Origin of the sequence: Calothrix sp. PCC 6303 (assembly GCF_000317435.1) — a bacterium.
GTDB lineage: Bacteria > Cyanobacteriota > Cyanobacteriia > Cyanobacteriales > Nostocaceae > PCC-6303.
This window is the reverse complement of sequence record NC_019751.1, coordinates 456,513-481,533: the sequence shown is the minus strand read 5'-3', so window position 1 is coordinate 481,533 and position 25,021 is coordinate 456,513. Positions and strand designations below refer to the sequence as shown.

At 40.3% G+C, this 25,021-nt stretch carries 18 protein-coding genes and 2 pseudogenes; 17 read left to right on the top strand and 3 right to left on the bottom strand.

The features are described 5' to 3' along the window. Positions 1-21: 21 nt before the first annotated feature. Complete coding sequence (locus CAL6303_RS01975; protein ID WP_015196139.1) at positions 22-1,299, bottom strand: RNA-guided endonuclease InsQ/TnpB family protein; 1,278 nt, start codon at positions 1,297-1,299, stop codon at positions 22-24. 496 nt (positions 1,300-1,795) lie between these two features. Here CAL6303_RS01975 and CAL6303_RS01970 point away from each other — a divergent pair, with 496 nt between their 5' ends. Then, positions 1,796-2,758 (top strand): orange carotenoid protein N-terminal domain-containing protein, encoded by a 963-nt coding sequence (locus tag CAL6303_RS01970; protein ID WP_015196138.1) that lies wholly within the window; start codon positions 1,796-1,798, stop codon positions 2,756-2,758. 130 nt (positions 2,759-2,888) lie between these two features. After that, the gene (locus tag CAL6303_RS01965) at positions 2,889-3,242 is read left to right on the top strand and encodes a hypothetical protein (protein WP_015196137.1); all 354 of its coding nucleotides are present in this window, start codon (positions 2,889-2,891) and stop codon (positions 3,240-3,242) included. 289 nt (positions 3,243-3,531) lie between these two features. Here the strand turns inward: CAL6303_RS01965 and CAL6303_RS01960 are convergent, their stop codons facing one another. Further along, on the bottom strand, positions 3,532-4,461 hold the full coding sequence (locus CAL6303_RS01960) for a hypothetical protein (RefSeq protein ID WP_015196136.1): 930 nt from the start codon (positions 4,459-4,461) through the stop codon (positions 3,532-3,534). A gap of 412 nt (positions 4,462-4,873) precedes the next feature. Continuing rightward, positions 4,874-6,190 carry a site-specific integrase gene (locus CAL6303_RS01955; protein ID WP_015196135.1) on the bottom strand — a complete coding sequence of 439 codons (1,317 nt, stop codon included), beginning with the start codon at positions 6,188-6,190 and terminating at the stop codon, positions 4,874-4,876. A gap of 202 nt (positions 6,191-6,392) precedes the next feature. Between CAL6303_RS01955 and CAL6303_RS01950 the strand changes: the two are divergent. The 15 genes and pseudogenes from CAL6303_RS01950 to CAL6303_RS01890 form a co-directional block, all read left to right on the top strand. Then, positions 6,393-7,493, top strand: a pseudogene (locus CAL6303_RS01950) (nickel-dependent hydrogenase large subunit); the annotation flags it as partial. 475 nt (positions 7,494-7,968) lie between these two features. Beyond that, complete coding sequence (locus tag CAL6303_RS01945; RefSeq protein WP_015196134.1) at positions 7,969-9,309, top strand: IS4 family transposase; 1,341 nt, start codon at positions 7,969-7,971, stop codon at positions 9,307-9,309. A 1,358-nt stretch (positions 9,310-10,667) separates the two neighbouring features. Beyond that, entirely contained in the window at positions 10,668-12,107 is a 1,440-nt protein-coding gene (nifB, locus tag CAL6303_RS01940; RefSeq protein WP_015196133.1) for a nitrogenase cofactor biosynthesis protein NifB, read from the top strand. Positions 12,108-12,286: 179 nt separating this feature from the next. Continuing rightward, positions 12,287-12,622, top strand: a complete 336-nt coding sequence (locus CAL6303_RS01935) for a 4Fe-4S binding protein (protein WP_015196132.1) — start codon at positions 12,287-12,289, stop codon at positions 12,620-12,622. A gap of 148 nt (positions 12,623-12,770) precedes the next feature. Continuing rightward, positions 12,771-13,985: a cysteine desulfurase NifS gene (gene nifS / locus CAL6303_RS01930; protein WP_041740145.1), complete on the top strand. Its 1,215-nt coding sequence runs from the start codon at positions 12,771-12,773 to the stop codon at positions 13,983-13,985. 97 nt (positions 13,986-14,082) lie between these two features. Beyond that, complete coding sequence (gene nifU, locus CAL6303_RS01925; RefSeq protein ID WP_015196130.1) at positions 14,083-14,991, top strand: Fe-S cluster assembly protein NifU; 909 nt, start codon at positions 14,083-14,085, stop codon at positions 14,989-14,991. A gap of 46 nt (positions 14,992-15,037) precedes the next feature. Next, positions 15,038-15,184, top strand: coding sequence for a hypothetical protein (locus CAL6303_RS30180; RefSeq protein WP_158333127.1), 147 nt, complete (start codon positions 15,038-15,040; stop codon positions 15,182-15,184). After that, a pseudogene (locus CAL6303_RS01920) lies at positions 15,174-15,590 on the top strand (AAA family ATPase); the annotation flags it as partial. The gene CAL6303_RS30180 and the pseudogene CAL6303_RS01920, both read left to right, overlap by 11 nt. A 56-nt stretch (positions 15,591-15,646) precedes the next feature. Continuing rightward, positions 15,647-17,056, top strand: coding sequence for a fdxN element excision recombinase XisF (gene xisF, locus CAL6303_RS01915; RefSeq protein WP_015196128.1), 1,410 nt, complete (start codon positions 15,647-15,649; stop codon positions 17,054-17,056). Positions 17,057-17,368: 312 nt separating this feature from the next. After that, entirely contained in the window at positions 17,369-17,503 is a 135-nt protein-coding gene (locus tag CAL6303_RS31355) for a hypothetical protein (RefSeq protein WP_255348443.1), read from the top strand. A gap of 1,035 nt (positions 17,504-18,538) precedes the next feature. Further along, positions 18,539-19,321, top strand: coding sequence for a hypothetical protein (locus tag CAL6303_RS01910; RefSeq protein WP_015196126.1), 783 nt, complete (start codon positions 18,539-18,541; stop codon positions 19,319-19,321). 163 nt (positions 19,322-19,484) lie between these two features. After that, positions 19,485-20,831 carry a replicative DNA helicase gene (dnaB, locus tag CAL6303_RS01905; protein WP_015196125.1) on the top strand — a complete coding sequence of 449 codons (1,347 nt, stop codon included), beginning with the start codon at positions 19,485-19,487 and terminating at the stop codon, positions 20,829-20,831. A 541-nt stretch (positions 20,832-21,372) separates the two neighbouring features. Next, positions 21,373-21,864 carry a hypothetical protein gene (locus CAL6303_RS01900; protein WP_415748898.1) on the top strand — a complete coding sequence of 164 codons (492 nt, stop codon included), beginning with the start codon at positions 21,373-21,375 and terminating at the stop codon, positions 21,862-21,864. Positions 21,865-21,964: 100 nt separating this feature from the next. Next, positions 21,965-22,288, top strand: coding sequence for a hypothetical protein (locus CAL6303_RS01895; protein WP_015196123.1), 324 nt, complete (start codon positions 21,965-21,967; stop codon positions 22,286-22,288). A gap of 12 nt (positions 22,289-22,300) precedes the next feature. Beyond that, on the top strand, positions 22,301-25,018 hold the full coding sequence (locus CAL6303_RS01890; RefSeq protein ID WP_015196122.1) for a hypothetical protein: 2,718 nt from the start codon (positions 22,301-22,303) through the stop codon (positions 25,016-25,018). Positions 25,019-25,021 lie beyond the last annotated feature (3 nt).

Here is a 25,021-nt window from a genome sequence, read left to right as displayed (position 1 = left end):
AATGCACGAGGATTCCAAGAATCACTTCTTGGGTTTCCTCTTTCCACGAGTTGATTTGCTTGGAGGAGTTTCCCCACCCAAGTATTGATCAGTCTCTCCAGAGGCTTTAGTTCCGACGTGACCCGCCGTACTTAATGCTTTTTCCAGTATATTGCGTGCTGCGTTCCAATCTCGGTCTTGGGTATGCCCACAATGAGGACAAATATGAGTTCTAGTGCTAAGAGTCTTCTTGACAATTTGCCCACAATTCGAGCAATTTTGACTGGTGTAGTGAGACGACACAGCAACTGTCACCACCCCAAAGACCTTGCCAAAATACTCAACCCATTGACGAAACAGCGACCACGACGCATCACTAATCGACTTAGCCAAGCGATGATTCTTGACCATATTTCGCACCATCAAATCTTCATACGCCACGAGGTCGTTAGACCTCACTACGCACCTTGCTGTTTTTACAGCAAAGTCTTTACGTTGGCGACTTACTTTGAGATGCTTACGCGCAAGTTTATTTCTAAACTTAATTCTGTTTTGAGACCCTTTTTTAGTCTTGGACATCCGGCGCTGCAACCGTTTCAAAGACTTCTCGGATTTACGCAGGTGTCTAGGATTGGTGACTGTTTCCCCATTGCTATCTGTATAGAAGTGGTTCAACCCCACATCAATACCAATAGTTTTACCCGTTGGTTCTCGCCTTTCAACCCGTTGGTGATCAATGCAAAATTGGGCATAATACCCATCGGCACGACGCACAACCCGCACTCTTTTAAACTGTTTGAGTTGGTAAAAGTGCAGGTCACGGGTTCCCCAGAGTTTAAAAGTTCCTGCTTTAAAACCATCAGTGAAAGTGATGAACTTGCGATCATCGGACAAACACCATCCAGTGGTTTTATATTCAACACTCCCGTGAGTTTGTTCTTTCTTAAACTTTGGAAATCCCTTCTTGCCTGGTTTAGACTTTTTGCAATTGTCAAAAAATCTCGCAATGGCAGACCATGCTCTTTCAGCACTAGCTTGACGAGCCATCGAGTTAAGTTTCGACACCCAAGGAAACTCGGCTGCTTTAGCAAGCACAGCACAATAAGCACTCAACTCGTACCTGCCGATACTTTTGTGAGGCAGTGCGTTGGGCGGGTCTCCCGACTTGTTCGCTGAAAGCGTTCCCGCAGGGTAGCACCTGCCGTTGTCCATCCAATATCTGATACAAGCATTGCGAACAAAACGAGCAGTTCTAATTGCTTCATCAAGCAACTGATACTGTTCTTTAAGTCCCTCAAGCTTTGCCTCAAATACCAGCATATTTACGTTGCATGTACTAACGTAATTTTACCACAATTATGAGCAATAATCATGAAAAAGCCGTCCTACAAGGACGGGGCTTTAGACCCAATTTTTTGGTAAGAATAAACACAACTATGTAACGTAATGTAAATTGCCTTCAAAGTCTTACCCCTACTCACTATTCGCTACTCACTACTCACTCCCTACAACGACAATTTTCAACACCGACCTACTTAGCTGATATGTCAAGTTTTTTTGATATAAGTTCGGGTGCCGTGATTTATTAGGCGCAATAGCATCTGCAAGAAGAATGCTACTGTCCAAGAATTCTCATTCTAATTTTATTATCTTCGATAAAGTTAATTACCAAAATACTTGCACTCGCCATCTTCACAGCGTCGTAATATCAGATTTTATTGTGGATATCCCCAGCAATCCCAATCGCAGCATCAGTCGTAGGTTTTATAAAGCAGTGTAAACTAAACTTAATTGCTTTTTCTTGGAGTGCAAAGGGATGTCAATTAGCATCGAATCAGCCCGTCATATTTTCCCTGAAACCCTTGCTGCGGATGTAGTCCCAGCAACGATCGCCCGTTTTAAGCAATTGAGAATAGAAGATCGGTTGGCGTTAATTTGGTTTGCTTATTTGGAGATGGGCAAAAAACTCTCTATTGCGACTCCCGATGAGGTAAACATGCGATTTGTGAGTAGCACCCTCAGCCAAATCGAGCGGATGAGTTTTGCCGAGCAAGAACAATTAATGTGCGACCTCGCAAGCGGTACGGATCGACCCATTTGCCGCATCTACGCAACCTGGTCGGCAAATATCAAACTCGGCTTCTGGTTCCAATTAGGGAAGTGGATGGAAGCGGGGATTGTCACCCCAATACCCCAAGGTTATGAACTTTCAGCCAATGCTCTGGCAGTACTGCAAGCAATCCGCGATGTAGACCCCGGTCAACAAATTACCATTCTCCGCAATACAGTAGTGGATATGGGCTTTGATACATCCCAGTTAGAAAACTATAGTCGCGTTGCCGAACCCGTAGTTCCACCCAAAGAAATATCCGATAAAAACCGAATTACGGCAATTCCAGGTGTCGAAAACCCGATAATTTTGGAATACATGAACAACATGAACGCCAATCAATTCGATGCTCTGATTCAACTTTTTGCCCCCGACGGAGGTTTACAACCCCCATTCCAGCGTCCAATTGTCGGTAGCGATAAGATACTCACCTTCTTCCACGAAGACTGCCAGAACTTGAAGTTGCTACCAGAAAAGGGAGTTATCGAACCTGCGGAGGATGGTTACACCCGGATTAAAATAACTGGCAAAGTCCAAACCCCTTGGTTTGGTAAGGATGTGGGCATGAATATTGCTTGGCGATTCTTACTCAATCCAGAAAACCAAATTTTCTTTGTGGCGATCGATTTATTGGCTTCTCCCAAGGAATTGCTGAATCTGGGGCATTAGGTTGCAAAGTTGGTACTCAGTTATGTAAACTTTTGTATAGACAGGACTAATAATATTTAGAAAATAAATAACGCTACGAATTCTCAACCTGGGGATTGTAGGGGAATTAAGTAGCTTTGTGAGATTAGACATGGATGTTCAACAAGTTGAAACTGGTAACGAAGGAATTGAAAATGGTTGGTCGTTGGAGGAGCAAGCGATCGCGCGCAAGGTATTTGACCTAGCCTACGAGCGGGAAATTGCCGGATTGATGCGATGGGTTAACGAGCAGGCTGGAAGTATTACTCAAGTGGATGATATGTGGCGTTTACATGATTTTTTGAGCGCCAAACGTCACGACCTCGATGGTAAATACGATTTTCGTTATCCGTTTTTGGTTATGGTGTTTGCCCAATTAGTCAAGGAAGACTGGCTGAAAATTCCTGAACTCGAAGGTTTAGACCCCAGCAAACGAGCTAAGATTTCCGCTCTTTCCAAGATGTAAATGGCAAATTTATTATCTTAGGGAAGCGATCGCATTAATTCTCGAAGTATCGCAATTTGGTAGTTGTAGCTGGCGTGCAAAGCTTGCACGACCTAAGTGTGATCGCTTACTTACACAAGTATAGCAATTTCGTCGTTGTAGCTGATATGCGATCGCGTTAGGGATGGAAGATATTTAGCAGCTTGGGAATTGGTGGATCATGCAATCATTTTTCTCAAGGATATCCTCGGCAAATAATCTTCACTTCTGTAGCAAAATATTAATATTTTTCTCTCCAAACAGCAGGAATTTATCTTGCGCTGACACACCTTTGTTCAAGTTCTCTTGTTGCCCCTAATAAATTATGTCCAATGATTCTTGCTGTAATAGCACCATCAAGATTGTCATAAAAGTAAGAAGAGTGAGCATCTTCGGCTGCAACAACCATCGCTAAATCTGATTGACCAAGATTCCTCAAGGTCAGTTCAGTTCCATTAGCATCTTGCCAAACATACTGATCAAAAAATAGTAATTCAGGACTTATCTCACCTTCTATAGCAGCTTTGAGAGGATAAGCTATTAAGTCAGATGAATGAATTATATTTACCCATCTTAGTTGATGTGAATGTGATGTAATGGGATCTTTTGGATATTTTTTATCAAATATATGGTCTACTACCGAAAAGTCAATATCTAACATTTGCTTGAGAAATAACAATGGACATCCCAGCGTACTGATGCTTTCTAGGTTTATATCATTCAATTTTTCACGAAAAATAAAAGCTGGATCATTGCTGGGTAAGGCATCTGAAAAAAGAAGATCCCAAAGTATGAAGCTACCTAGGGAGTGAGCAATAAAGTGAATTTGAGTCTGATCGGGATGATTATATAAAAACTGATTGAATTGTTCAAAAATAACTTGACGAATTTCCTTCCCACGCTCAGGATTTTGATAAATTAAAAAGTCACCTAAAAAATTACTGACTAAATCGTTCCTACGTTTCTTGTATCTGTAAATATCATTATAATACCCCTTGTATTCTTTATGATTTTCACAAACTCTTGAAAAATCTTTTTCAAGATATCCAATAAGTTGGTGTTTCTTATCATTGAATAAATTTCCCCAAAAGCTTGAGTAGAAGTTTGCTGGAGTTTTAACATTCTTCTTGATGTTTCTTATGAGTGTGTCAGCATATCTACAATTTTGGGTATTGACACCATGAATGAAGAAGACAAGCATACTAAATCAACACCTTAGCCTAAACTTTACTGATATAATACTTCCCCGCTAAAATGCTCAAATTCACTTCTCGTAACTAATTTTAATAATTAACTTATAATCTTTGGCGTACTTACTACCTCTAAAATTCCTTACAAGGCACAGTTAGTAAATAATTTACTCCTGAAATACATCGATTACAATGATATTTTTTCATTAAATAAGTCGCGTGAATTTAATAGTGAAATTGTGATTAAAGCTCCGCTTAGACATTAAATACTCTACTGGATTAACATGACTAAAATGATGCAATAGAAAAGGCTCGTAGTTGCGCTTTAGCGTCCTACAAATTATAAATCTAAAGCACTATTTAGCTGTGTTGTTCCACTACTTTTGCACTTTATTTAATCTATGTTTATAAGTTAACTAAATTTTAACTGTTTTTCTGAAATTTCAATCTTTCAACTTCCAACTTTAACCTCTCACTTTCCATCCGTAACGCCAATATTTCATTCTTCTGCACTTCAATTAAAGCCTTTTGACTAATCACATCACCAAAAGCTTTTTTACGATTTTCAATCCCAAACCATCTTTGATAGGTCTTTGTATGTTCATCAACAGTATGACCTAAATTATCGGCAGCAGCTTTGATTGGTATTCCTTGAAGATGCGATCGAATCGCGCAAGCATGACGCAAATCGTAGGGTTGAAACTCAATTCCAACTTTTCTAAACCATCTCGATATATCTCTCCGCATCCAATTAATACTATGTACAGATGCAATTTTCGCAACTTTTTTATCTAAAATTTTTAAAGGTTGGGGATTTTTTAAATCGAATAATTCTACCCATTCAGGAACAAAAGGGATAACTTCTCGATATCCTGTTTTAGTGTCTTTATTTACTTTCCAAGTATTATCAATATTTTGGGGAGATATCCACCAATTAATATCTGGCTGGACAAATAATTCCCTTGGTCTTAATCCAAAGGTTGCTAGCATTCCGTATACCCATCGCCACATTTGCCAGGTGTCGGTTTCTTCACAGATGTTTGTATTTTTCCGGTTGAAAGCGAATTTTTCAAATAGTTCAAAGGAATGAGTTATTTTCTCATCGTCGGGAATTTCTCTGAAAGCAGGTGTAACACCATCTCGTTTTACATCCAAGGTGAAGTCTAATTGAAAGGTTTTAATCAAAACCGAAGTTACGGCAATTAATTCGTTTTTTTTATTCCCTTGAGATGTATTAATAATTTGCTCGAAATTATTCTTTATTGCTAAAGTTTTCGTAGGAAAGCTTCTTTTAATCACAGATGTATAATTAGCAAATGTATTTTGACTAGTTATAGTTTTCTGGCGAGTTTTATAATAATTTTCTTCAAAATTGTCTAGTAATTCTCCAATGGTTTTTATCTCTTTTTTATCCCTAGATTTAACTCCTAAATACTTCTCATTCCACTCAAAGGTCTGACGAGCGATTAACTTACCCAACTCATAACTTTCTTCAATCGCCGTTTTTAGTCCTTCTAAATTTGCTGGTATCCCCAAGGATAAATCATACTGCTTTTTCTCCTTCCCTGAACGTTGGCAATCACCTGGTTTCAACGGTAAGGTAGCTCGTAATTGAAGGGAATTACCAGTTTGTTTGATGCTAACTCTAATTCTATCTCTTTTTAAATTACTATTGGCTGCGACTAACTTCTGTTCAAATACTTCTTGATACTGCAATTCTGTCGCTCTAATTTTCACCATTGTTTGTTTATCGCTACCGTCTGAAGTGTGTTGCGGCTCAAAATCTGCAAAGATATCGGAAATAAGTCGGTGAAGTCTGCGTACTTATTCCCTAAATATTCCCTTATTTATAAGCTGGAATGCTGAAAGTTAAATGTTATTGCAGACATAAAAGCTAATAAAATGGGTTATTCCCTAACATTTTGAGGATATCACTGGTTCCCACAGCAGTTATATGGTGCCTGGTGGGGTGATGTGCGCTCCCACATTAACGGATGTCACCCGTGCTTGGTCTATTTTGGAATACTTCCGGCGAAACTGGCTTGAACCTATATGGTTAGGTTGTTCTTTGGAAAGATACGAAGAAATCCAAACCGCTGAGGATTTCAATGTTTGGCTAAATGAGAAGCCAGAACACTGGAATTCTGACCTAGGTTTATACTGGCGGATGGGTTTAGATATTGGATTAGATAAATTTGGTGCAGGTGTTGGACGTTATGGTACTTGGGGATATCTTCCTCACGAAACCAAGTACCAAAAGCCCACCATTGAGGGGCGAAATGCTGCTACTTTTATGAAGGGTGGTGTATATGATAGCTTTACAGATACCCACACATCTATAGATCACAGTTTTATTCGTGAGAATTTAAGTCACTCCTGGTATGACGAAGCTGATACTGATATTCATCCTTTTGAGCGCACCAGTAAACCAACTCAGAAAAATGATAAGGACTTTGAAGGTAAATACTCCTGGTCAAGTGCCGTTAGCCATCAAGATTACGGCAGATTAGAAGTTGGACCCTTTGCCCGACAATTAGTTGCTGGTGGGAAGCATGGGGAATCTTGGCAACATTACGATGGCTTCATTCTGAGCATGTTCAAGGCAATGGGTGGTGCGAGTGTCCATTTGCGACAATTGGGAAGAGTCCATGAAATCGTCAAGTTATATCGTCAAGCTGAACATTGTTTGCGGGAATTCCGGTTAAATGATGACTGGTATATTCGACCAACTCAACGCGATGGTAGAGGTTGGGGTGCTACTGAAGCTTCACGAGGTGCGCTGTGTCACTGGGTAGATATTCAAGATGGCAAAATCAAAAATTATCAAGTGATTGCACCAGGAACTTGGAATATTGGACCTAGGGATGGGAAAGGTGTACGGGGTCCTGTGGAAGAAGCTTTGATTGGTACCCCTGTTCAAGATCCTAGTGATCCTGTGGAAGTGGGACATGTCGCTAGGTCTTTTGATTCTTGCTTAGTTTGTACTGTCCATGCTCATGATGCCAAAACAGGAGAGGAATTGGCGCGTTTTCGTACTGCTTGATGGGGGTGCGTGAATATCGTGTACAGATGAGGGATTACTATAACAGTTTTTTTCGGGAATAGATAACCAATATTATATTGTTGTGCGTGGTATGCGATCGCTATTAGCCTTCCGCACCCATATTACAATCTCCCCTTAAACCCCACAAATTTTTTGTGGGGTTTTTTCTACCTTCGACTTAACTTTATCTTCATTTTTAATTGCTCATCAGGAACAATTTTTCTAGCTATTAATAATTAATATCATTAATGTCGATAGAAATCGGCTCCAAATTCATACTGTTCCCCTAATTCAAATTTGCTCTTTACTATTTTCTACTCACTACCTACTTTTTCAAGCTAGTTAAGTACTGAAAAAACAAAATATATAATCAATACCTTCGCCAAAGTAAGAGGATGAAGAGGAAGAGGTAGGGCGTTTCGTAGTAGAGTTATTGTCTCTCACAACGACAACTCAAAAACCACTATGTGCGCCCATGTTTGACATTTTATCATTGTTACAGTGCTTCCTGCCGCAGATAAATGCTACAACGATGAAGCAATTGAACCAAATAATCTTGGCAATGTTAGCGATGAGCGGGCGAGTCACTATGTTGGGAATTTCTCGTTGGACAGGTAGTGGTGGTAGTTATCGGACGATGTTGAGATTTTTTCATACGGTAATCCCTTGGGCGACATTGTTTTGGCTATTTTTCCGCAAGCATTTGTTCCGTGCGAATGAGGTGTATTTACTTGCAGGAGATGAAGTTGTAGTAAGTAAATCCGGGAAAAAAACTTATGGGTTGGATAGATTCTTTTCCAGCCTAGTAAGTAAGCCAATATCAGGGCTATCTTTCTTTACATTATCATTAGTAAGTGTTGAACAAAGGCACTCATTTCCAATTCAGGTAGAACAGGTGATAAAGAGCGATATAGAAAAAAGTAGCGTATCGTTAAGACCAGAAATAAAAGCCAAAGAAAAACGTGGACGTGGACGACCAAAAGGGAGTAAAAATAAAAACAAGACCGAAGTAATTCTCACATCTGAATTACTCAGAATTAAGAAGATGATTAATGAGCTAGTCAAGCTGGTAGCTAACTTTATCCCACTGACTTACTTAGTCTTAGATGGTCATTTTGGAAACAATAATGCTTTGCAGATGGCTCGACAGGTCAACTTACATATAATTTCCAAGTTACGCCACGATTCAGCATTATACATACCTTACCAAAATCCTGACCCTAATCATCGTTCACGCCGTAAATACGGAGATAAACTAGACTGGCGTAATATTTCTGATGAATATTTGCGTCAAAGTAGTATCGAAGAGGATATCCAAACCGATAGTTACCAAGCTACTTTACTGCACAAAGAATTTGCCCAGTCCCTGAATGTAGTTATTTTGGTGAAAACAAATCTGAAAACTAATGCTCGCAGTCACGTAATTCTGTTTTCTAGTGACCTAAAGTTGTCATCTGAGAAAATAATTGACTACTACAAACTACGCTTTCAGATCGAGTTTAACTTCCGTGATGCCAAGCAATTTTGGGGATTGGAAGACTTTATGAACATCGGTCAAACTGCGGTGACTAATGCTGCTAATCTAGCATTCTTTATGGTTAATTTATCTCATCATCTTCTCGCTGATTTCCGCATCCTGAATCCTGACTCCGGCATTATTGATCTTAAGGCTCATTATCGTGGCTTTCGATATGTCCATGAGATCTTAAAAATGCTTCCAGAAATCCCTGAGCCTATTTTATTAACCCGGATTTTTGCCAAGCTTACTTCTTTAGGGCGTATTCATCACGTTTCTACGGGCGTTGAATCCTCTTAATTTGGCAGAGGTATTGATAATGAAACCTTAATTTACCTCTGACCCATGTTCCACTCCGCTTCACGCAAGGGAAATATCTCAGTCCCCCCGCTCCCTACTCATGAATTTCCCCTGCCTATTCGGTCATCATTAATCGTAAAATCCCTTACATACTTGGATGGGAATATTTAGCGGCTTGCCCCTAGGCTGTTGAATCTGGAGGTTTTAGAGGTTACGAATTCATAGAATTTTTATTCCCTTCTACTTATCCCCAATGATTAAAAAAAGATAAATTGGATTCTTTCTCAAAAAAAAAGTGATATGTTGGACACATAAATAAAATTTGCAATTTTTGGGAATAAACAAAATTTATCCGTTTCAGATTTTAATAGTCGCACAAATTTAATGTAAGTATGTATATGGTAATAAACGTAACTTATTAAAAACTATTTGGAAAGCAAAGTCCCCAAATTTTTCCCCTATGTAATGTAAATCGACTTAAAGGTCTTCTTACAAACCCTAACAGGAGACACAACCAGATCAAATGTTTGCTCTTACCACTAATGCCTATAGCCTTCCCATAATCACAACTTTCAACACCCACCTACTTGTGACTTTCTCACTAATATATCAGTAACCCAGATAATGTACCCCAAGATAGCAAAGCCAAGGTTTTAGTTAACATAACAGCCAAAAGTTGACAAAAGCCAAAAGAGTCTACTTCTTTCACCCTTGGCTGGTTAATTGTCCGGTATTTAGACCTAGTTTGAGTGCATCTAATTCAACTTAAAGAAACTTAAAAATTGGCATCAAACCTTTACCACAAAAAGATCATAGGCGAGTGCAAGAATGCATATCCTCATCATCGTAAATACTTGAGCCATTACTCGCAAACACTAGTACCCCTACCCAAAAAAAATTTTTCAATCTCTCCAATCTCTCTTCATATCTGCATTTGCGAGATTGAGTACAACACCTAATAAGTTCAATAAGTCTTATCCAGACAACAAAACTTAACCCTATTTAACTAACTGATATAAACCTTATATCGCCAATCACTCAAAGCGTCCTGAAGAAATCAAATCTAATTGATTTGAAATCGAAACGACACTCCAGAGTGAGTGGAGGGATGAGATAGCACCATGCCCCTGTGGAAGAAGTTGCGTCTGGACGCACATAAATTTCCACCTAGATCTCAAGCGTTGACACACACCTGCTGAAAGAAAAGGGTAAAAAACCTGCCCAATGTGAACCCCCAAAGGTTTGCTCCAACAGGACAATGTGAGTTTCAGACGTAACTTCGTTTCTTCTAGTTCATGGGTTAAAACCTCTCAATCTCCCACGGTGGCAGCACAATTACCCGACATTTGCGAAATTCAATGACACCACAGTCAACAGGGCTAGTTAATCTTCCCATCACTGAAACCACGCCAACCCAGTCAAAAACTGGTGATTGCGGATGTACGAGCAAAAGCGCCGCCGTGGAAATGGACGAAAGCATCAAAGCTAGGATTGCTAACCACCCATGTTATAGTGAGGAAGCACATCATCACTATGCAAGGATGCACGTAGCCGTTGCTCCAGCCTGCAATATTCAATGCAACTATTGTAATCGGAAATATGACTGTGCTAACGAAAGTCGCCCCGGCGTAGTTAGTGAATTACTTACCCCCGAAGAAGCTGCACACAAAGTATTAGTAGTTGCCAGCAAAATCCCTCAAATGACCGTTCTGGGTATTGCCGGACCTGGTGATCCGTTAGCAAACCCAGAGAAAACCTTCCGTACCTTTGAGTTAATTGCAGACAAAGCACCCGACATCAAGCTTTGTTTATCAACCAATGGTTTGATGCTGACTGAATATATCGATCGCATCAAACAACTCAATATTGACCACGTTACCATCACCTTAAATACCATCGACCCTGAAATCGGTGCCCAAATCTACTCCTGGGTTCACTACAAACGCAAACGCTACAGAGGTGTTGAAGGAGCCAAAATTCTGTTAGAAAAACAGATGGAAGGCTTACAGGCACTCAGAGAAGCCGATATTCTTTGCAAAGTCAATTCGGTGATGATTCCCGGTATCAACGACCAGCATCTAGTTGAAGTCAACAAGATGATTCGGGAAAATGGTGCCTTCTTACACAACATCATGCCCCTGATTTCTGCACCCGAACATGGTACCCACTTTGGTTTAACTGGACAACGCGGACCAAAACCCGCTGAACTCAAAGAAGTCCAAGACAAATGTGCAGGCAACATGAAAATGATGCGTCACTGTCGTCAATGCCGTGCAGATGCAGTCGGTTTATTAGGAGAAGATCGTAGCCAAGAATTTACCAAAGATAAATTCATGGAAATGTCTCCCGAATATGATCTGACAACTCGTCAAGAAGTTCAAGAAGGCATCGAAAAATTCAGAGCGGAATTGAACGCAGCTAAAGCTGTAGTTAAGGAATCAAATTCCACACCTGTAAACGAAAAAATCAAAGTTTTAGTAGCAGTAGCAACTAAAGGTGGTGGGTTAGTTAACCAACATTTCGGACATGCCAAAGAATTCCAAATTTATGAAGTCGATGGTAGCGAAGTTAAATATGTTGGACACCGGAAGGTAGATCATTTCTGCCAAGGTGGATATAGCGAAAAAGCCACAATGGAAAAAATTATTGAAGCAATCTCAGATTGTAAAGCAGTATTAGTTTCTAAAGTTGGTGAATCACCCAAAGAAAAACTTAATAATGCCGGAATCGAAGTTGTCGAAGCTTACGACATGATTGAGAAAGTTGCTTTGGAATACTACCAAGAATCAATTAAATAGATTAGGAGTTTAGGGTTAAGAGTTTATTAGGTAGTAGTTGATTTATCACCTGGGAAATATGAGTTATTAGTTATTAATCTTCTTTAAGATTTAATTTACAACTCCTAATTCCCCTCTACCACTCTTAGCTCTCCTCCTTAATTCTTATACTCTTCAAATACCCTGAGAGGAGCGCTATCATGACTTACAAAATCACAAGCAAGTGTATTTCCTGCGATTTGTGTCTTACAGTCTGTCCCACAGGTGCAATTAAAGTTATTAATGGTGAACGTTGGATTGATCCAAATCTTTGTACAAATTGTGTTGGGAGTATTCACACTGTTGCTCAATGTGCAGCGGGTTGTCCAACTTGTGATGGTTGTGTCAAAGAACCCTTGAATTACTGGGATGGATGGTTTGATAGTTACAAAAAAAGTATAGATAAGCTAACTAAAAAAGATAATTATTGGGAAAGGTGGTTTAATCGTTATTCAAAAAACTATTCCCAAGAATTGAAGAAAAAAGTGGTAGGCTAGATCTTGATTCATAACTTATTTTCGTCAATATATCGGCTACTAATTTAAGTTAATGACATCAGCATAAATGTCTGGACAAGAAAAGTTATATTCTCTCAATTATCCATTTTCAATTAACACTCAACATTCAGTATTTAGATTGACAAAAATGCTAAAAGATTGTATTTACCTTGATAATAACGCCACAACAAAAGTAGATCCTGAAGTTGTTGAGGTAATGCTGCCTTACTTTAGTGAACTATATGGTAATCCTTCCAGTATGCACCGCTTTGGTGGACAAGTTGGGAAAGCCGTAAACAAAGCTCGTCAACAGGTGGCAGCTTTACTAGGTGCTGATGAAACCGAGATTATTTTTACTAGTGGTGGTACCGAAGGTGATAATGCAGCAATTCGGGCTGCACTCTTAGCACAACCAGAGAAACGGCACATTATTACAACTCAGGTTGAACACCCAGCGGTACTAACGCAGTGTAAACAATTAGAAAGCCAAGGTTATTCAGTTACTTATTTATCAGTTGATCATCAAGGGCAACTAGATTTATACGAGTTGGAAGCTGCGCTAACTGGCAACACTGCACTAGTTTCGATTATGTATGCAAACAACGAAACTGGGACAATATTTCCCATTGAGCAAATTGGGATGCGGGTAAAAGAACGCGGTGCTTTGTTTCACGTTGATGCAGTGCAAGCTGTGGGAAAAATTCCCCTAAATATGAAAACTAGCACCATCGATATGTTAACAATGTCAGGTCACAAAATTCATGCTCCCAAAGGCATTGGTGCATTGTATATTCGTCGTGGTGTTCGCTTCCGTCCAATGATGATTGGTGGAGGACAGCAACGGGGAAGACGGGCTGGAACTGAAAATGTACCTGGTTTGATTGCTTTAGGTAAAGCCGCAGAATTGGAATTGATGCATTTGGAAGAGGCAACAAAGCGGGAAAGCAAATTACGCGATCGCTTGGAGCAAACTCTGCTAAAGTTAATTCCCGATTGCGAGGTAAATGGCGATATCAACAACCGCTTACCCAACACCAGCAACATTGGTTTCAAGTTTATCGAAGGTGAAGCGATTCTATTTGGTTTGAACCAATATGGAATTTGCGCTTCCTCCGGTTCTGCTTGCAGTTCTGGCTCTTTGGAACCATCCCATGTTCTCCGGGCAATGGGTATTCCCTATACCATTCTGCACGGCTCAATTCGCTTCAGCCTCTGTCGCTACACCACAGAGGAAGAAATCGATGCAGTCATTGCTGTGATGCCCAGTATTATTGAACGTTTGCGTGCCCTGTCTCCCTTTGGTGATGATCAAGCAAGTTGGTTACAACAGCACGAACAAACTTTGATGGGAGCAAAAGGCTAGAGTGTGCTTATTCACTCTTCTTTTAGCTAACGGCTAATAGCCCTTTCTCAACTTTCTCCGCAGAAGCAAGCTAAACTCATAACTCTACTTAGGCAATATGTGGGACTACACAGATAAGGTATTAGAACTCTTTTACAATCCGAAGAATCAAGGTACAATAGAAGAAAGCAATGAAGTAGGAATCAAAGTTTCCACTGGTGAAATTGGTAGCATTGCTTGTGGTGATGCTCTAAGATTACACCTAAAAATTGATATCGCCAGCGATAAGATTCTGGATGCTAGATTCCAAACCTTCGGATGCACCAGTGCGATCGCATCTTCGGAAGCGCTGGTAGAATTGGTCAAAGGTTTAACCCTAGATGAAGCCCTCAAAGTAACAAACAGAGAAATTGCAGACTTCCTGGGTGGACTTCCTGAAGCCAAGATGCATTGCTCTGTCATGGGACAAGAAGCCCTCGAAGCTGCTATCTTTAACTATCGCGGCATCGAACGTGATACCCACGATGATGACGATGAAGGCGCACTAATTTGTACTTGTTTTGGCATCAGCGATACAAAAATTAAACGTGTAATAGTTGAAAATAATCTTAAGACAGCCGAAGAAGTTACAAACTACGTCAAAGCTGGCGGTGGCTGTGGCTCTTGCCTAGCAACAATCGACGATATTATCCAATCTGTTATTAACGAAAAGCCTGTATCAATCACAGCAAATATTCCTAGTATTAATACGACTGAGGTAACACCAAGACCCCTCACCAACGTCCAAAAAATAGCCTTAATCCAAAAAGTTTTAGATGAAGAAGTCCGACCCGTATTAATCGCCGACGGGGGAGACGTAGAACTATACGACGTAGACGGCGATATCGTCCAAGTATTACTCCAAGGTGCCTGTGGTTCCTGCTCTAGCAGCACCGCTACCCTGAAAATTGCCATCGAAGCCAGATTACGCGATCGCATTAGCCCCAACATCGTAGTTCAATCTGTCGGCTCACTCATGAAAAACTAGGAGTTCAACTACTCCTAAATCCCTAAAAATTCGCAATTCAAATCATATGCAAAACCAATCAAACAGCCAAGCGGTTGAACGCCCACCACCCCATCCTGGTGACGTTCACCCCAGCGGTAACATTAAACCTACCGCATTTATAACTCGAAGACGTATAAGCCAACCAACTACAGGAGAGAATCATGGCTGTTGACAAAAGTATTAGACAGATCGCTTTTTACGGTAAAGGTGGTATTGGTAAATCTACCACATCACAAAACACCCTTGCTGCGATGGCAGAAATGGGACAGCGGATTCTCATCGTTGGTTGCGACCCTAAAGCAGATTCCACCCGTTTGATGCTTCACTCTAAAGCACAAACCACAGTGTTATCTTTGGCTGCTGAACGTGGTGCAGTTGAAGATCTAGAACTCGAAGAAGTAATGTTGACTGGTTTCCGTGGCGTTAAGTGCGTGGAATCAGGTGGTCCAGAACCCGGTGTAGGTTGTGCAGGTCGTGGTATTATCACCGCTATTAACTTCCTAGAAGAAAACGGTGCTTACCAAGATGTTGACTTCGTATCCTACGACGTATTAGGCGACGTTGTATGTGGCGGTTTCACTAACTACCACTAAATCTGATATGATTTGGTAAATCGTCTTGAAAACACTTGATTATGCGCGATTTATCGAGAGCATTGGGTTATTGTCGGGTTAGTACCCAGCGCCAACATACAGAAGGGCATGGATTAGAGCGTTATATTGATCGGTTGAAACAGTATGGTTTAACCGAAGAGCAAATACATTGGGATATAGAATCAGGTGCTAGCGAGAAGCGTAAAGGCTATAACCGGGTTTTGGAATTAGTGCGATCGCGTACTGTTGATAAAATCATTGTGCCGTGTTTTGACCGATTCACTCGATCTGCATTGGGTTGGGAAGTTGCCCGGCAGGAATTACAGGAGTTTGGGGTCGAATTAATATTTCTTGATGGTGGGAGTTTAGATTTAGAAACCCCAGAAGGCTTATTTACCAGTCGCATACTAGCGGCAATGTCGGCACAGGTTAGGGATAAAAATCGATATAACGCCACTCAAGGACACAGGTATTTTCAAGAAAAGAGAAAGATTTACCAAGCAATATTTGGCTTTGTCAAAGATGGTGATACTGTTGTCCCCAATACTAAGCAATACAGAGATACAAATCAAACGCATATTGATATTGCTCGTGAATGTGTGGAAATATTTATCGAGTCAGGAGAATTATCAAAAAGTATTAGAAAATTAACTGAGAAATATGGGTTAGAGCGTGTTGGTAAATTTAAATTTGAAGATTTCCCCAGAGATGTATCCTCATTCCGGCGATGGCTAGAAAATCCTCAATTATGTGGGATGGTCTGCTATTACCCTTTTAATTCCGATAAAAAGTTAACTTTACAATCAACCCATGAAGGGATTATATCGGTCGGACAGCATCAGCAGATAATCCAAATCTTGGCTACCCATCCCTGTGGTAGGCGTAAGTACAGTACAAACCCGTTGGTGGGATTATGTAAATGTGCTAAGTGCGGTTCGACGATGGAGAAGCGATCGACAACAATAAATGGTAAAACTTACGAACACCTGAAATGTCCAGGTGCATACCCAAAACCACGTCAACAGAGAAAATGTGATGTGCGAACTTATTTTCGGTTGGAAGATGCCATCGATAATACAATTCAAGCATTAAAGCAAAAGGCTGAAAGTCTCGCTGATCATATGCCAGTCGAAACCACAGAAGTAGTCCCAGTCGAGATACTGGAGTTACAACAGCAAATCCTGAAGCTGAAGCGACTAAATGACCCCGATTTTCACAGCACAATCAAGATTAAAGAACAAAAATTAGAAAGTTTATTAAAAACTTCAGAGCTAGATATAGTAGCAGATGCCAGCAGAACCCAGGTTTTGCGTGGCATTGCCGCTAGTTTGGGGTTTTGGGAAGCAGTCACCAGAGAGGAACTAACTGCCATATTTCATGAATTAGTCGAGGAAGTGGTTTGTTCAGTGGTAGATCGAGCGCAATTGTTCGCCGCACGACTCAAAATTTGATTTCGTTCCTCTTCTGGCAGAGAAGCTAAGTATCTCTCTGCTACTGCCCATAAGATATCTGCTACTTTTTTGGAAATCGTCATTGTTCTGTATCGATCCGATTATTTTTATGTTAGTTCGTTACTGAAAAATTTCTGTTAGTGGAGAACTAATATGTAGATTACCGAAATACAATTGCTTATGATTATGAGTAAGTTAAATTGCTAGATAGATTTTCCTACTACCAGAGTTAGTGAGTGGTATCAATCCAATGAACCCTTCTTCCATTCCCCATAACTAATCCGACGAAAAATTGAACTACACCTAAAACCTTTGTCCAATCGAATTGATACTTGCTTAATTGTCAAAAGTTCTGCACGAGATGGTAACTTTGACAGTCAAATTAATCTCAGTCGAGTTTTTTTGATTTCACGACTAGTAGTGTGTCAAGACCTAATTGACGGATAGATTTTCTGTAAAAACGGCGATTTATCCCATCTCTCTAACCGTCAAAATAAGTTTGACAGACTACTAGATTGGTTTTTGAAAATCCTTAAAGCCGTTACACTTACTCCAATTCGTCAGAATGAAAGCGGAAATAAAATTAACATTTGCCACGCTAGAAATTGCCATACTCCACTAGAGAGTGGTCACTGCTGAAGTCATATAGATAAACTACGCCAACCCATGTCTCAACTTTTGCGCGAGATCTCGAAACTATTTTCAGTAAAAATGTTTGACCCTTTCTCATGTTGCAGTTAGACCCCCATCGAACAGCAGAGAAAGAATCGAGAATTGTCGAACGATACAATTGGAATGAAATACGCTTAACTGGATGAATTTGCAGCGAAAACATACACCTTTAATTATTTATACACACTTATCTCGATTTTGACAATTGCTTACTTTCTAAGAGAATTAGTGCTTAATATCAAGCTGTATAATATTGTTTAATCTATTATTATTTTACACGTATCCAACATCCATTAGATATCAATTAAAAGCTTTGTCAGATAAGAATTACATGAAAACCAAGATTCTATTTACTGCATCCATCCAATAGGATATTAATCAGTAGAGAGCAAAATTTATTCCTTTAGGATGATTTGTTTTGAATGGAATACAGTCAAGATTTTTGGATAAGTATCAAGAGTGACAGAAAGAATCTCTCTCTGCAAACTTGACAGTATTTGTCGAGTTTAAGTATATATTGCTGCGCCAAGACTATCAAACTAAGAAGCTAGCTTACCCGTATCAGCACTACTTGCCTATCGCTCAATTAAGAAGAATGAGAATTTTTCTAACATCGCTGTGACTTGCGGAAAATACTTTTCCTCTCCATGAGGGTTCTTCGTTGCGAATTTTGAGCCAAAAATTATCCTGAAAATCCTTCGGCATTTGAGACAGCGAACTAAAAAATTCACCTTCTTTACGCAGTTTACGTAGCTTCTCATAAAGATAGCTACTGAAAATATAACGAGTAGTTTTTGAGGATATTAAATCGTGATACCAAAACCACGAAAAGATAAGCAGGGTAAAGTACAGGGTGAATTTTATCCCTTACAAAAAGCTGAACTGATTGCCCTACGTCAAGCCAAACTAATCAACAATACAGCCTTTGTTCATTTAGCACTGAGATATGAAAACCCATTTTGCGATCGCAGCATTACAGTTATCCCCAAAGAGTTTGCAATACGGTGGCTTCTCCCAGAAAGTAGCGTCTATGAAGCAATTGGGAAGCTCAAGGAAAGTAATGCAATCACTATAAAGTCAGGAAAGTTCACTATCGAATGGGTGGATTCTCAACAAGAAGAAAATTCTGAGAATCCAGAAAAATTACGGGATCTCAGAAAAAATTCTGGGATCTCAGAAAAAATTCTGGAATCCCAGAAAAAATTCTGGAATCTCAGAAAAAATTCTGGAATCCCAGAAAATCAACCGCCGAAACCTTCTCCCAGTAAAGAGTCTAGTTCCCTTCAGACTATTCAGACTTATTCAGACTTTATTCAAACTCTCTCAGATAACGAGCGCGAGAATTTTTTGAATTATTGCCAAGAAAAGACGAAGAATCTTCGCCAAGAAATAAATGACCTAGAAGCATGGCTAGCTCACAAAAACAAAGCTGGACAAAATCGTTGGGAAGTTTACTATCAAAGTTTTCTAGAGAACAGAATCAAACAGCCCAAGCAAAGCGAATATCACAACGCATTTGAACAATGGCAAGAAGAACTGCGAATCAAAGAAAGACTTGCAGAAGAAATAATTGAAGGAGGCAGGAGGGAATGAATCCCCATAGATAAATTTAGACGTTTCGTGAGCGGAGCGCTCACGCCGAAATCAGAACGGGACTTTAAACCATTTTGGCAGAGCGGCACGTTTGCCGAGTCATCTGCCCCCGAAAACGTGCCGCTTCTGCCTTTCTTCTTGTAACAGAAATTAATTGAGCAACATGATAGACAAATTACCCCCAGCAAACATTGAAGCAGAAGAAGCAATACTCGGAGGGATTTTACTAGATCCCATCGCCATCAGTCGGGTGTGCGAATATCTCGTACCCGATGCATTTTACGCTTCTTCCCACAAAGAAATTTACCAAATCCTACTGCGACTACACCATCAAGGAAAACCAACCGATTTACTGACAGTCATTGATTGGCTTCACGATGCCAACTTACTCATCAAAATTGGTGGCAGAAATAAACTGGTATCATTGCTCCATCACACAGTATCTGCCATAAATATTGATGCACTAGCCGAATTGGTGATGGATAAATACATTCGGCGCAGATTAATTGGAGTCAGCAGCGAAATCAACCAATTAGCTTACCAAATAGAAACAGATTTACCTGAGATTATTGAAGCTTCCCAGCAAAAACTATACCAAGTCTCGAATCAAGAATTTCGTACAAATACCGAACACAATAGCACCATCGCATGTCACGCTTACAGCAACTTAGCATCCAACAAACCGATTTATCCAACGGGATTTCAAGAACTCGACAAACTCATCATTGGATTTGAACCAGGTACACTGACCATTATTGCAGGTCGCCCATCAATGGGGAAGTCAATGATTGCCATGAATCTAGCATTGGGGATGATACAGAATCAGAACTTACCAGTAGCTATTTTCTCTCTCGAAATGACAAAAATGCAGCTAGAATATCGACTGTGGAGCGCAATTAGCATCAACAAAGAATACGAACCAATCCAAATTAGACCACTGAAAACCGACAGAATTCGTCGCCACCGTTCAGGTTACAATCCACTATCTGAATGTGAATTTACCAGCATTGTCAAAATTGCCAATATTTCCAGCGAATTACCACTATATATCAACGACAGTCGGGGAATAGCAGTTGCCGGAATTGCTTCAGAATGTCGTCAAATTTTAGCCAGAGAAGGGGAATTAGGACTGGTGATAGTTGATTACCTGCAAATGATGGCTCCCGACACTAAGGGAAATCGTAGTTACGAACTCGGTGATGTGGCACGAGGATTGTACAAACTGGCAGGTGACTTGGGCGTTCCAATATTAGCACTGTCCCAAATTTCCAGGGGAGTAGAAGGAAGAAACAACAAACGTCCCATGATGAGCGACTTATCACAATCGGGGATTTTGGAGATGGTTGCAGACAATATCATTCTTGCCTACCGCGATGAATATTATGACCGGGAGACAGTTGATAAGGGAATTTTAGAACTCATCGTTGCTAAAGCACGCCACGGTGAAACAGGAACCGCATCAGTTTTGTTTGACTCTGCTTACGGAATTATTAGAAATGCCCAACGTTGAAAAAGAAGCAGGGAGCGGGGAGCAGAGGAATCTGTTTTCTGCTGCCTTTTCTAGGGACAAATATTTGTATGTATACTACACAAAATGCATTGTGATATTTTTACTGATGAATTACTAAAAAATACATAAGTTATGGAAGATTTTGTATTTATCAACACTTTCATAACTGAAAATGCAGTGTTTACACACATATATTTAGTAATGAATCAAACCTATTTTTAAAATACTTTTATCAGAGAAAAATAATAGTTAGATATCTAACAATTGGTTGATGAAAGTTCAATAGCTTGGGGGTTAATTTGGGAGGCAAGAAAACATTGTTTTGATTCCTATGCACTCGAAACCGTCTTTATATTCCCACTCGCGCCAAGAAGAGGAAAAGGGGCAGGGGGCAGGGAGCAAGGGGGAAAATTGGAACGGAGCTTGCACTTCGCCGACCCAGCAAGAACGCCCTTACAGGGCGGGGCTTGCTCCCCCCGCTCTCTGCTCCTTTTCCCCCTGCCTCTTTGGTCAAGGAAATAACCCCCGTTCATCTCAATTAATGCTGATAGCAACTACCACAACAATCCTAGATGTAGTTATTAACCCCAGTTTGATTGGAATCACAACATTGACTATTTCAACATTGGGAGTGAACGCAATATTTTTTCGACGCGAGTTGGACGGTTTCTTCAACACCATCGCTAACTTTTCACAAAGGTACAAAATAACTTCATCGGCATTCACACTTTTCGGCACATTCCTACTCTTAGATGCTCTTTCTACTCCAGTACAAGCACAATTTTTTCAAAATGCAGAAACTTGGATGACATCACAATTTACAGGTGCAGATACAGCAATTACTTTATCGTTTAATGTACTAAGAGGATTATTCATATTGTACTTGGGAATTTCTTTAGTACGGGTTGTTCAAGCGGCAAGGCAGGATGAAGATTGGCAAAATTTAGCCCGAACACCAATGATTATTTTGATTGCAGTAACGATGGGTGATATTCTGGCAAATTTGATTATTGGAGGAGGGGGAGGAGGGTGAATAGTGAGTAGCGAGTAGAGGGAAAGATTTGAGGTTAATTCTAAGCCGCTATGCCTCTGCACTACTCACTACTCGCCACTCACTACTCACTAATAAAAATATGGAGGAAAAATCAAAGTACCGTAAAGTTAATGCGACTCTTGGGAAGCAGGCAAACATCGGACCATTCCCCGCAGATCAATTAATTCCTTGGGCAATAATTTGTGGACTTTCTTACTACTTGATACATGGTTTATTTAGGCTTAATTGGGTTTGGACTTGTGCAGTCGCAGCTTCGGGAATAGCAACATGGTGGATTCTTACAGCCAATGGTAGTTGGCGTATTTTATCTAAATTTGTTACTACCCCTAATTGGACACGTATCCGATGTTTGTACCAGCCAGTTATAGATTCAAAAAAAGGAAGCAAAGTCAAAAAAATGTAGGTTGTTGTGTGAGTGTCAAATCAAAAAGTTGGTAAACGAATTATTGATAATGGAGGGAATAAACTTTCCCTAACGCCTATTGAAGATGCATTTGCTCCTTTTACAATGCTGCAAATAAATCTCCAAGGACGTTCAGTTGGTGCTTATCTCCTACGCAAAGGAGTTGATAATTTCCTGATTCAATTTGGATTTGAATGTCCAGGTATTCATTCCACATTACGCAACGAACAAATTGACCCTGTGTTTGATGCAATTGAATCAGGTTTAAAAGATTTACCTAATGGAGAACGTTTAACAATCCATCTCAGTTCGTTTACCAACGACACATCACGACAGCAACAACTTCAGAATTTAAGTGATATTGCCCCTAACAAAGAACTGCAATATCTCTTGATGGGAGAAAGATGTAGAACACAACAACTCACAAATCAAGGAGTTCGCAAACCGAAAAACCTACGTCTTTATTGCACTTATACCGTTGAAACCAATAGCACTGGCACAAGTGATGCTATTGAAAAAATCCTCTCGAAATTAGAACGTTCGTGGAAATCATTCACAGGAGAAATCAACGAACTCCAATTCATCGCTATCGAAAGACTATTACACGCATCCTTTACCGATGGATTCCAACTATGGGAACAACTACTATCAAACAAAATGGGGCTAGATATCCGCCCAATAAATGCAGATACGCTCTGGGAACAACTATGGCAGCGATTTAACAACACACCACCCCGTCCAATTCCCCAACTCTTAATTCTCGACGACAACGGACTACGAGAGGAAATTTATTCAGATGTTGCCCCCACATCTTTTCTCATGGAATCCGAGTCTTCCATCCCCATCGCAGATAGACGATGGGTGCATCTCCAAGAAAAATACATTGCAGCCCTCACCTTCGTGGAGAAACCCGGTGGTTGGGCAGATAAAGAACGACAAATGCATTATTTATGGGAGGTTTTATCAAGAGAAAGGGTTTACGACACCGAGATTTACTGTCAGTTGATGCGAGCTTCGGAAACGTTGGTAAAAACTAATATGCAGCGTTTGACCAAACAAGCAAACACATCAGCTACACTTGCACAGAATAAAAACTCAGTTGACGTAAAATCACTACTCAACATCAAAAAGTCTGTTGCCGCACAAGAAGAACTTTATGAAGGTGCTGTTCCAATTCATGTTGCGACGGTGTTTTTGGTATACCGCAAAACCCGCGAACAATTAGACGAAGCTTGCCGTTACTTACAATCCTGCTTTCTGCGTCCAGCTTGGGTTGTTAGAGAAACCGAATATCCCTGGCGCATTTGGTTACAAACTTTACCAATAGTTTGGGAACGCTTGATGACTGCACCTTTTAATCGAAGGTTGCTGTATTTGAGCGGTGAAGTTCCAGGATTAATGCCCTTGGTGCGAACCAAAGCCGGGGATAGTGACGGTTTCGAGTTAATTGCAGAAGAAGGAGGAACACCAGTATTTCTCGATTTGTACAAGGAGCATAAAAACTTAGGATTGTTTGCCACAACTCGTGCAGGTAAAAGTGTTCTGGCTTCTGGAATTCTTACTCAGGCATTAGCTCATGGAATGCCAGTGGTAGCGATGGATTATCCGAAACCCGATGGAACCAGCACTTTTACCGATTACACCCAATTCATGGGTAAGGATGGTGCATATTTTGATATCGGGAAGGAATCAAGTAACTTGTTTGAGTTACCAAATTTACGGGATTTACCACCAAAGTTGCAGCAGGAAAGGTTTGAAGATTACAAAGATTTTCTTGCAAATGCAATTCTCGCAATGGTTTCAGGAAACCGCAAAGGTAGTCAGGAATCGAATATGCTTACAGATAACGTGCGATCGCTTATTGCTCTAGCTTTGAAAGCGTTTTTTGGAGATGAATTGATACGCGATCGCTATGCGGCTGCATATATTAACGGCTTTGGCTCAGACGAATGGTCTGTAATGCCGACATTGCATGACTTTCTAGGTTTTTGCTCCCACGAACGTTTGCGGTTGGATTCCCTCACTGGAGATACTAAAGCTGCTTTAGAAACTATTCGGTTAAGGTTAAGATTCTGGCTTTCTAGTCGGGTTGGACAAGCCTTAGCACAACCTTCTACCTTCCGCAGCGATGCCCAACTTTTAATCTTTGCACTGCGTAACCTGTCCAACGATGAAGATGCAGCAATTTTGAGTTTGAGTGCTTACAGCGCGGCATTACGACGAGCATTAGCATCTCCAGCAAGCATCTTTTTTATTGATGAAAGCCCAATTTTGTTTGAATTTGATGCGATCGCGTCTTTGGTTGGTAGGCTTTGTGCTAATGGTGCAAAAGCTGGTATCAGGGTAATTCTATCCGCCCAAGACCCCGATACAATCGCAAAATCTCCATCTGGTTCTAAGATCTTCCAGAATTTAACCACTCGGTTAATTGGGCGAATTCAACCCACTGCTATTGATAGCTTTGAGAATATTTTGAAATATCCTCAAGAGATTATTTCTCGCAATGCTACAGAAAGTTTCTTTCCTAAAAAGGAGGGCTTTTACTCACAATGGTTGTTGGATGATAACGGAGTATTTACTTTCTGTCGTTACTATCCGCCGTTTAATTTACTCGCAGTAGTGGCAAATAATCCGTCAGAGCAAGAAAGGAGAACACAAGCATTACTCAAATATTCAGATAAATTTATGGCGATTGCAGAATTTTCTAAGCAATTAATAGGAAGCGAATGATTG

What these genes read in the sequence shown, in the direction of transcription:
- CAL6303_RS01975 (WP_015196139.1), bottom strand. Translation starts at nt 1,299, where the DNA reads ATGCTGGTATTTGAGGCAAAGCTTGAGGGACTTAAAGAACAGTATCAG.
- CAL6303_RS01970 (WP_015196138.1), top strand. Translation starts at nt 1,796, where the DNA reads ATGTCAATTAGCATCGAATCAGCCCGTCATATTTTCCCTGAAACCCTT.
- CAL6303_RS01965 (WP_015196137.1), top strand. Translation starts at nt 2,889, where the DNA reads ATGGATGTTCAACAAGTTGAAACTGGTAACGAAGGAATTGAAAATGGT.
- CAL6303_RS01960 (WP_015196136.1), bottom strand. Translation starts at nt 4,461, where the DNA reads ATGCTTGTCTTCTTCATTCATGGTGTCAATACCCAAAATTGTAGATAT.
- CAL6303_RS01955 (WP_015196135.1), bottom strand. Translation starts at nt 6,190, where the DNA reads ATGGTGAAAATTAGAGCGACAGAATTGCAGTATCAAGAAGTATTTGAA.
- CAL6303_RS01945 (WP_015196134.1), top strand. Translation starts at nt 7,969, where the DNA reads ATGTTTGACATTTTATCATTGTTACAGTGCTTCCTGCCGCAGATAAAT.
- nifB (WP_015196133.1), top strand. Translation starts at nt 10,668, where the DNA reads ATGACACCACAGTCAACAGGGCTAGTTAATCTTCCCATCACTGAAACC.
- CAL6303_RS01935 (WP_015196132.1), top strand. Translation starts at nt 12,287, where the DNA reads ATGACTTACAAAATCACAAGCAAGTGTATTTCCTGCGATTTGTGTCTT.
- nifS (WP_041740145.1), top strand. Translation starts at nt 12,771, where the DNA reads ATGCTAAAAGATTGTATTTACCTTGATAATAACGCCACAACAAAAGTA.
- nifU (WP_015196130.1), top strand. Translation starts at nt 14,083, where the DNA reads ATGTGGGACTACACAGATAAGGTATTAGAACTCTTTTACAATCCGAAG.
- CAL6303_RS30180 (WP_158333127.1), top strand. Translation starts at nt 15,038, where the DNA reads ATGCAAAACCAATCAAACAGCCAAGCGGTTGAACGCCCACCACCCCAT.
- xisF (WP_015196128.1), top strand. Translation starts at nt 15,647, where the DNA reads ATGCGCGATTTATCGAGAGCATTGGGTTATTGTCGGGTTAGTACCCAG.
- dnaB (WP_015196125.1), top strand. Translation starts at nt 19,485, where the DNA reads ATGATAGACAAATTACCCCCAGCAAACATTGAAGCAGAAGAAGCAATA.
- CAL6303_RS01900 (WP_415748898.1), top strand. Translation starts at nt 21,373, where the DNA reads ATGCTGATAGCAACTACCACAACAATCCTAGATGTAGTTATTAACCCC.
- CAL6303_RS01895 (WP_015196123.1), top strand. Translation starts at nt 21,965, where the DNA reads ATGGAGGAAAAATCAAAGTACCGTAAAGTTAATGCGACTCTTGGGAAG.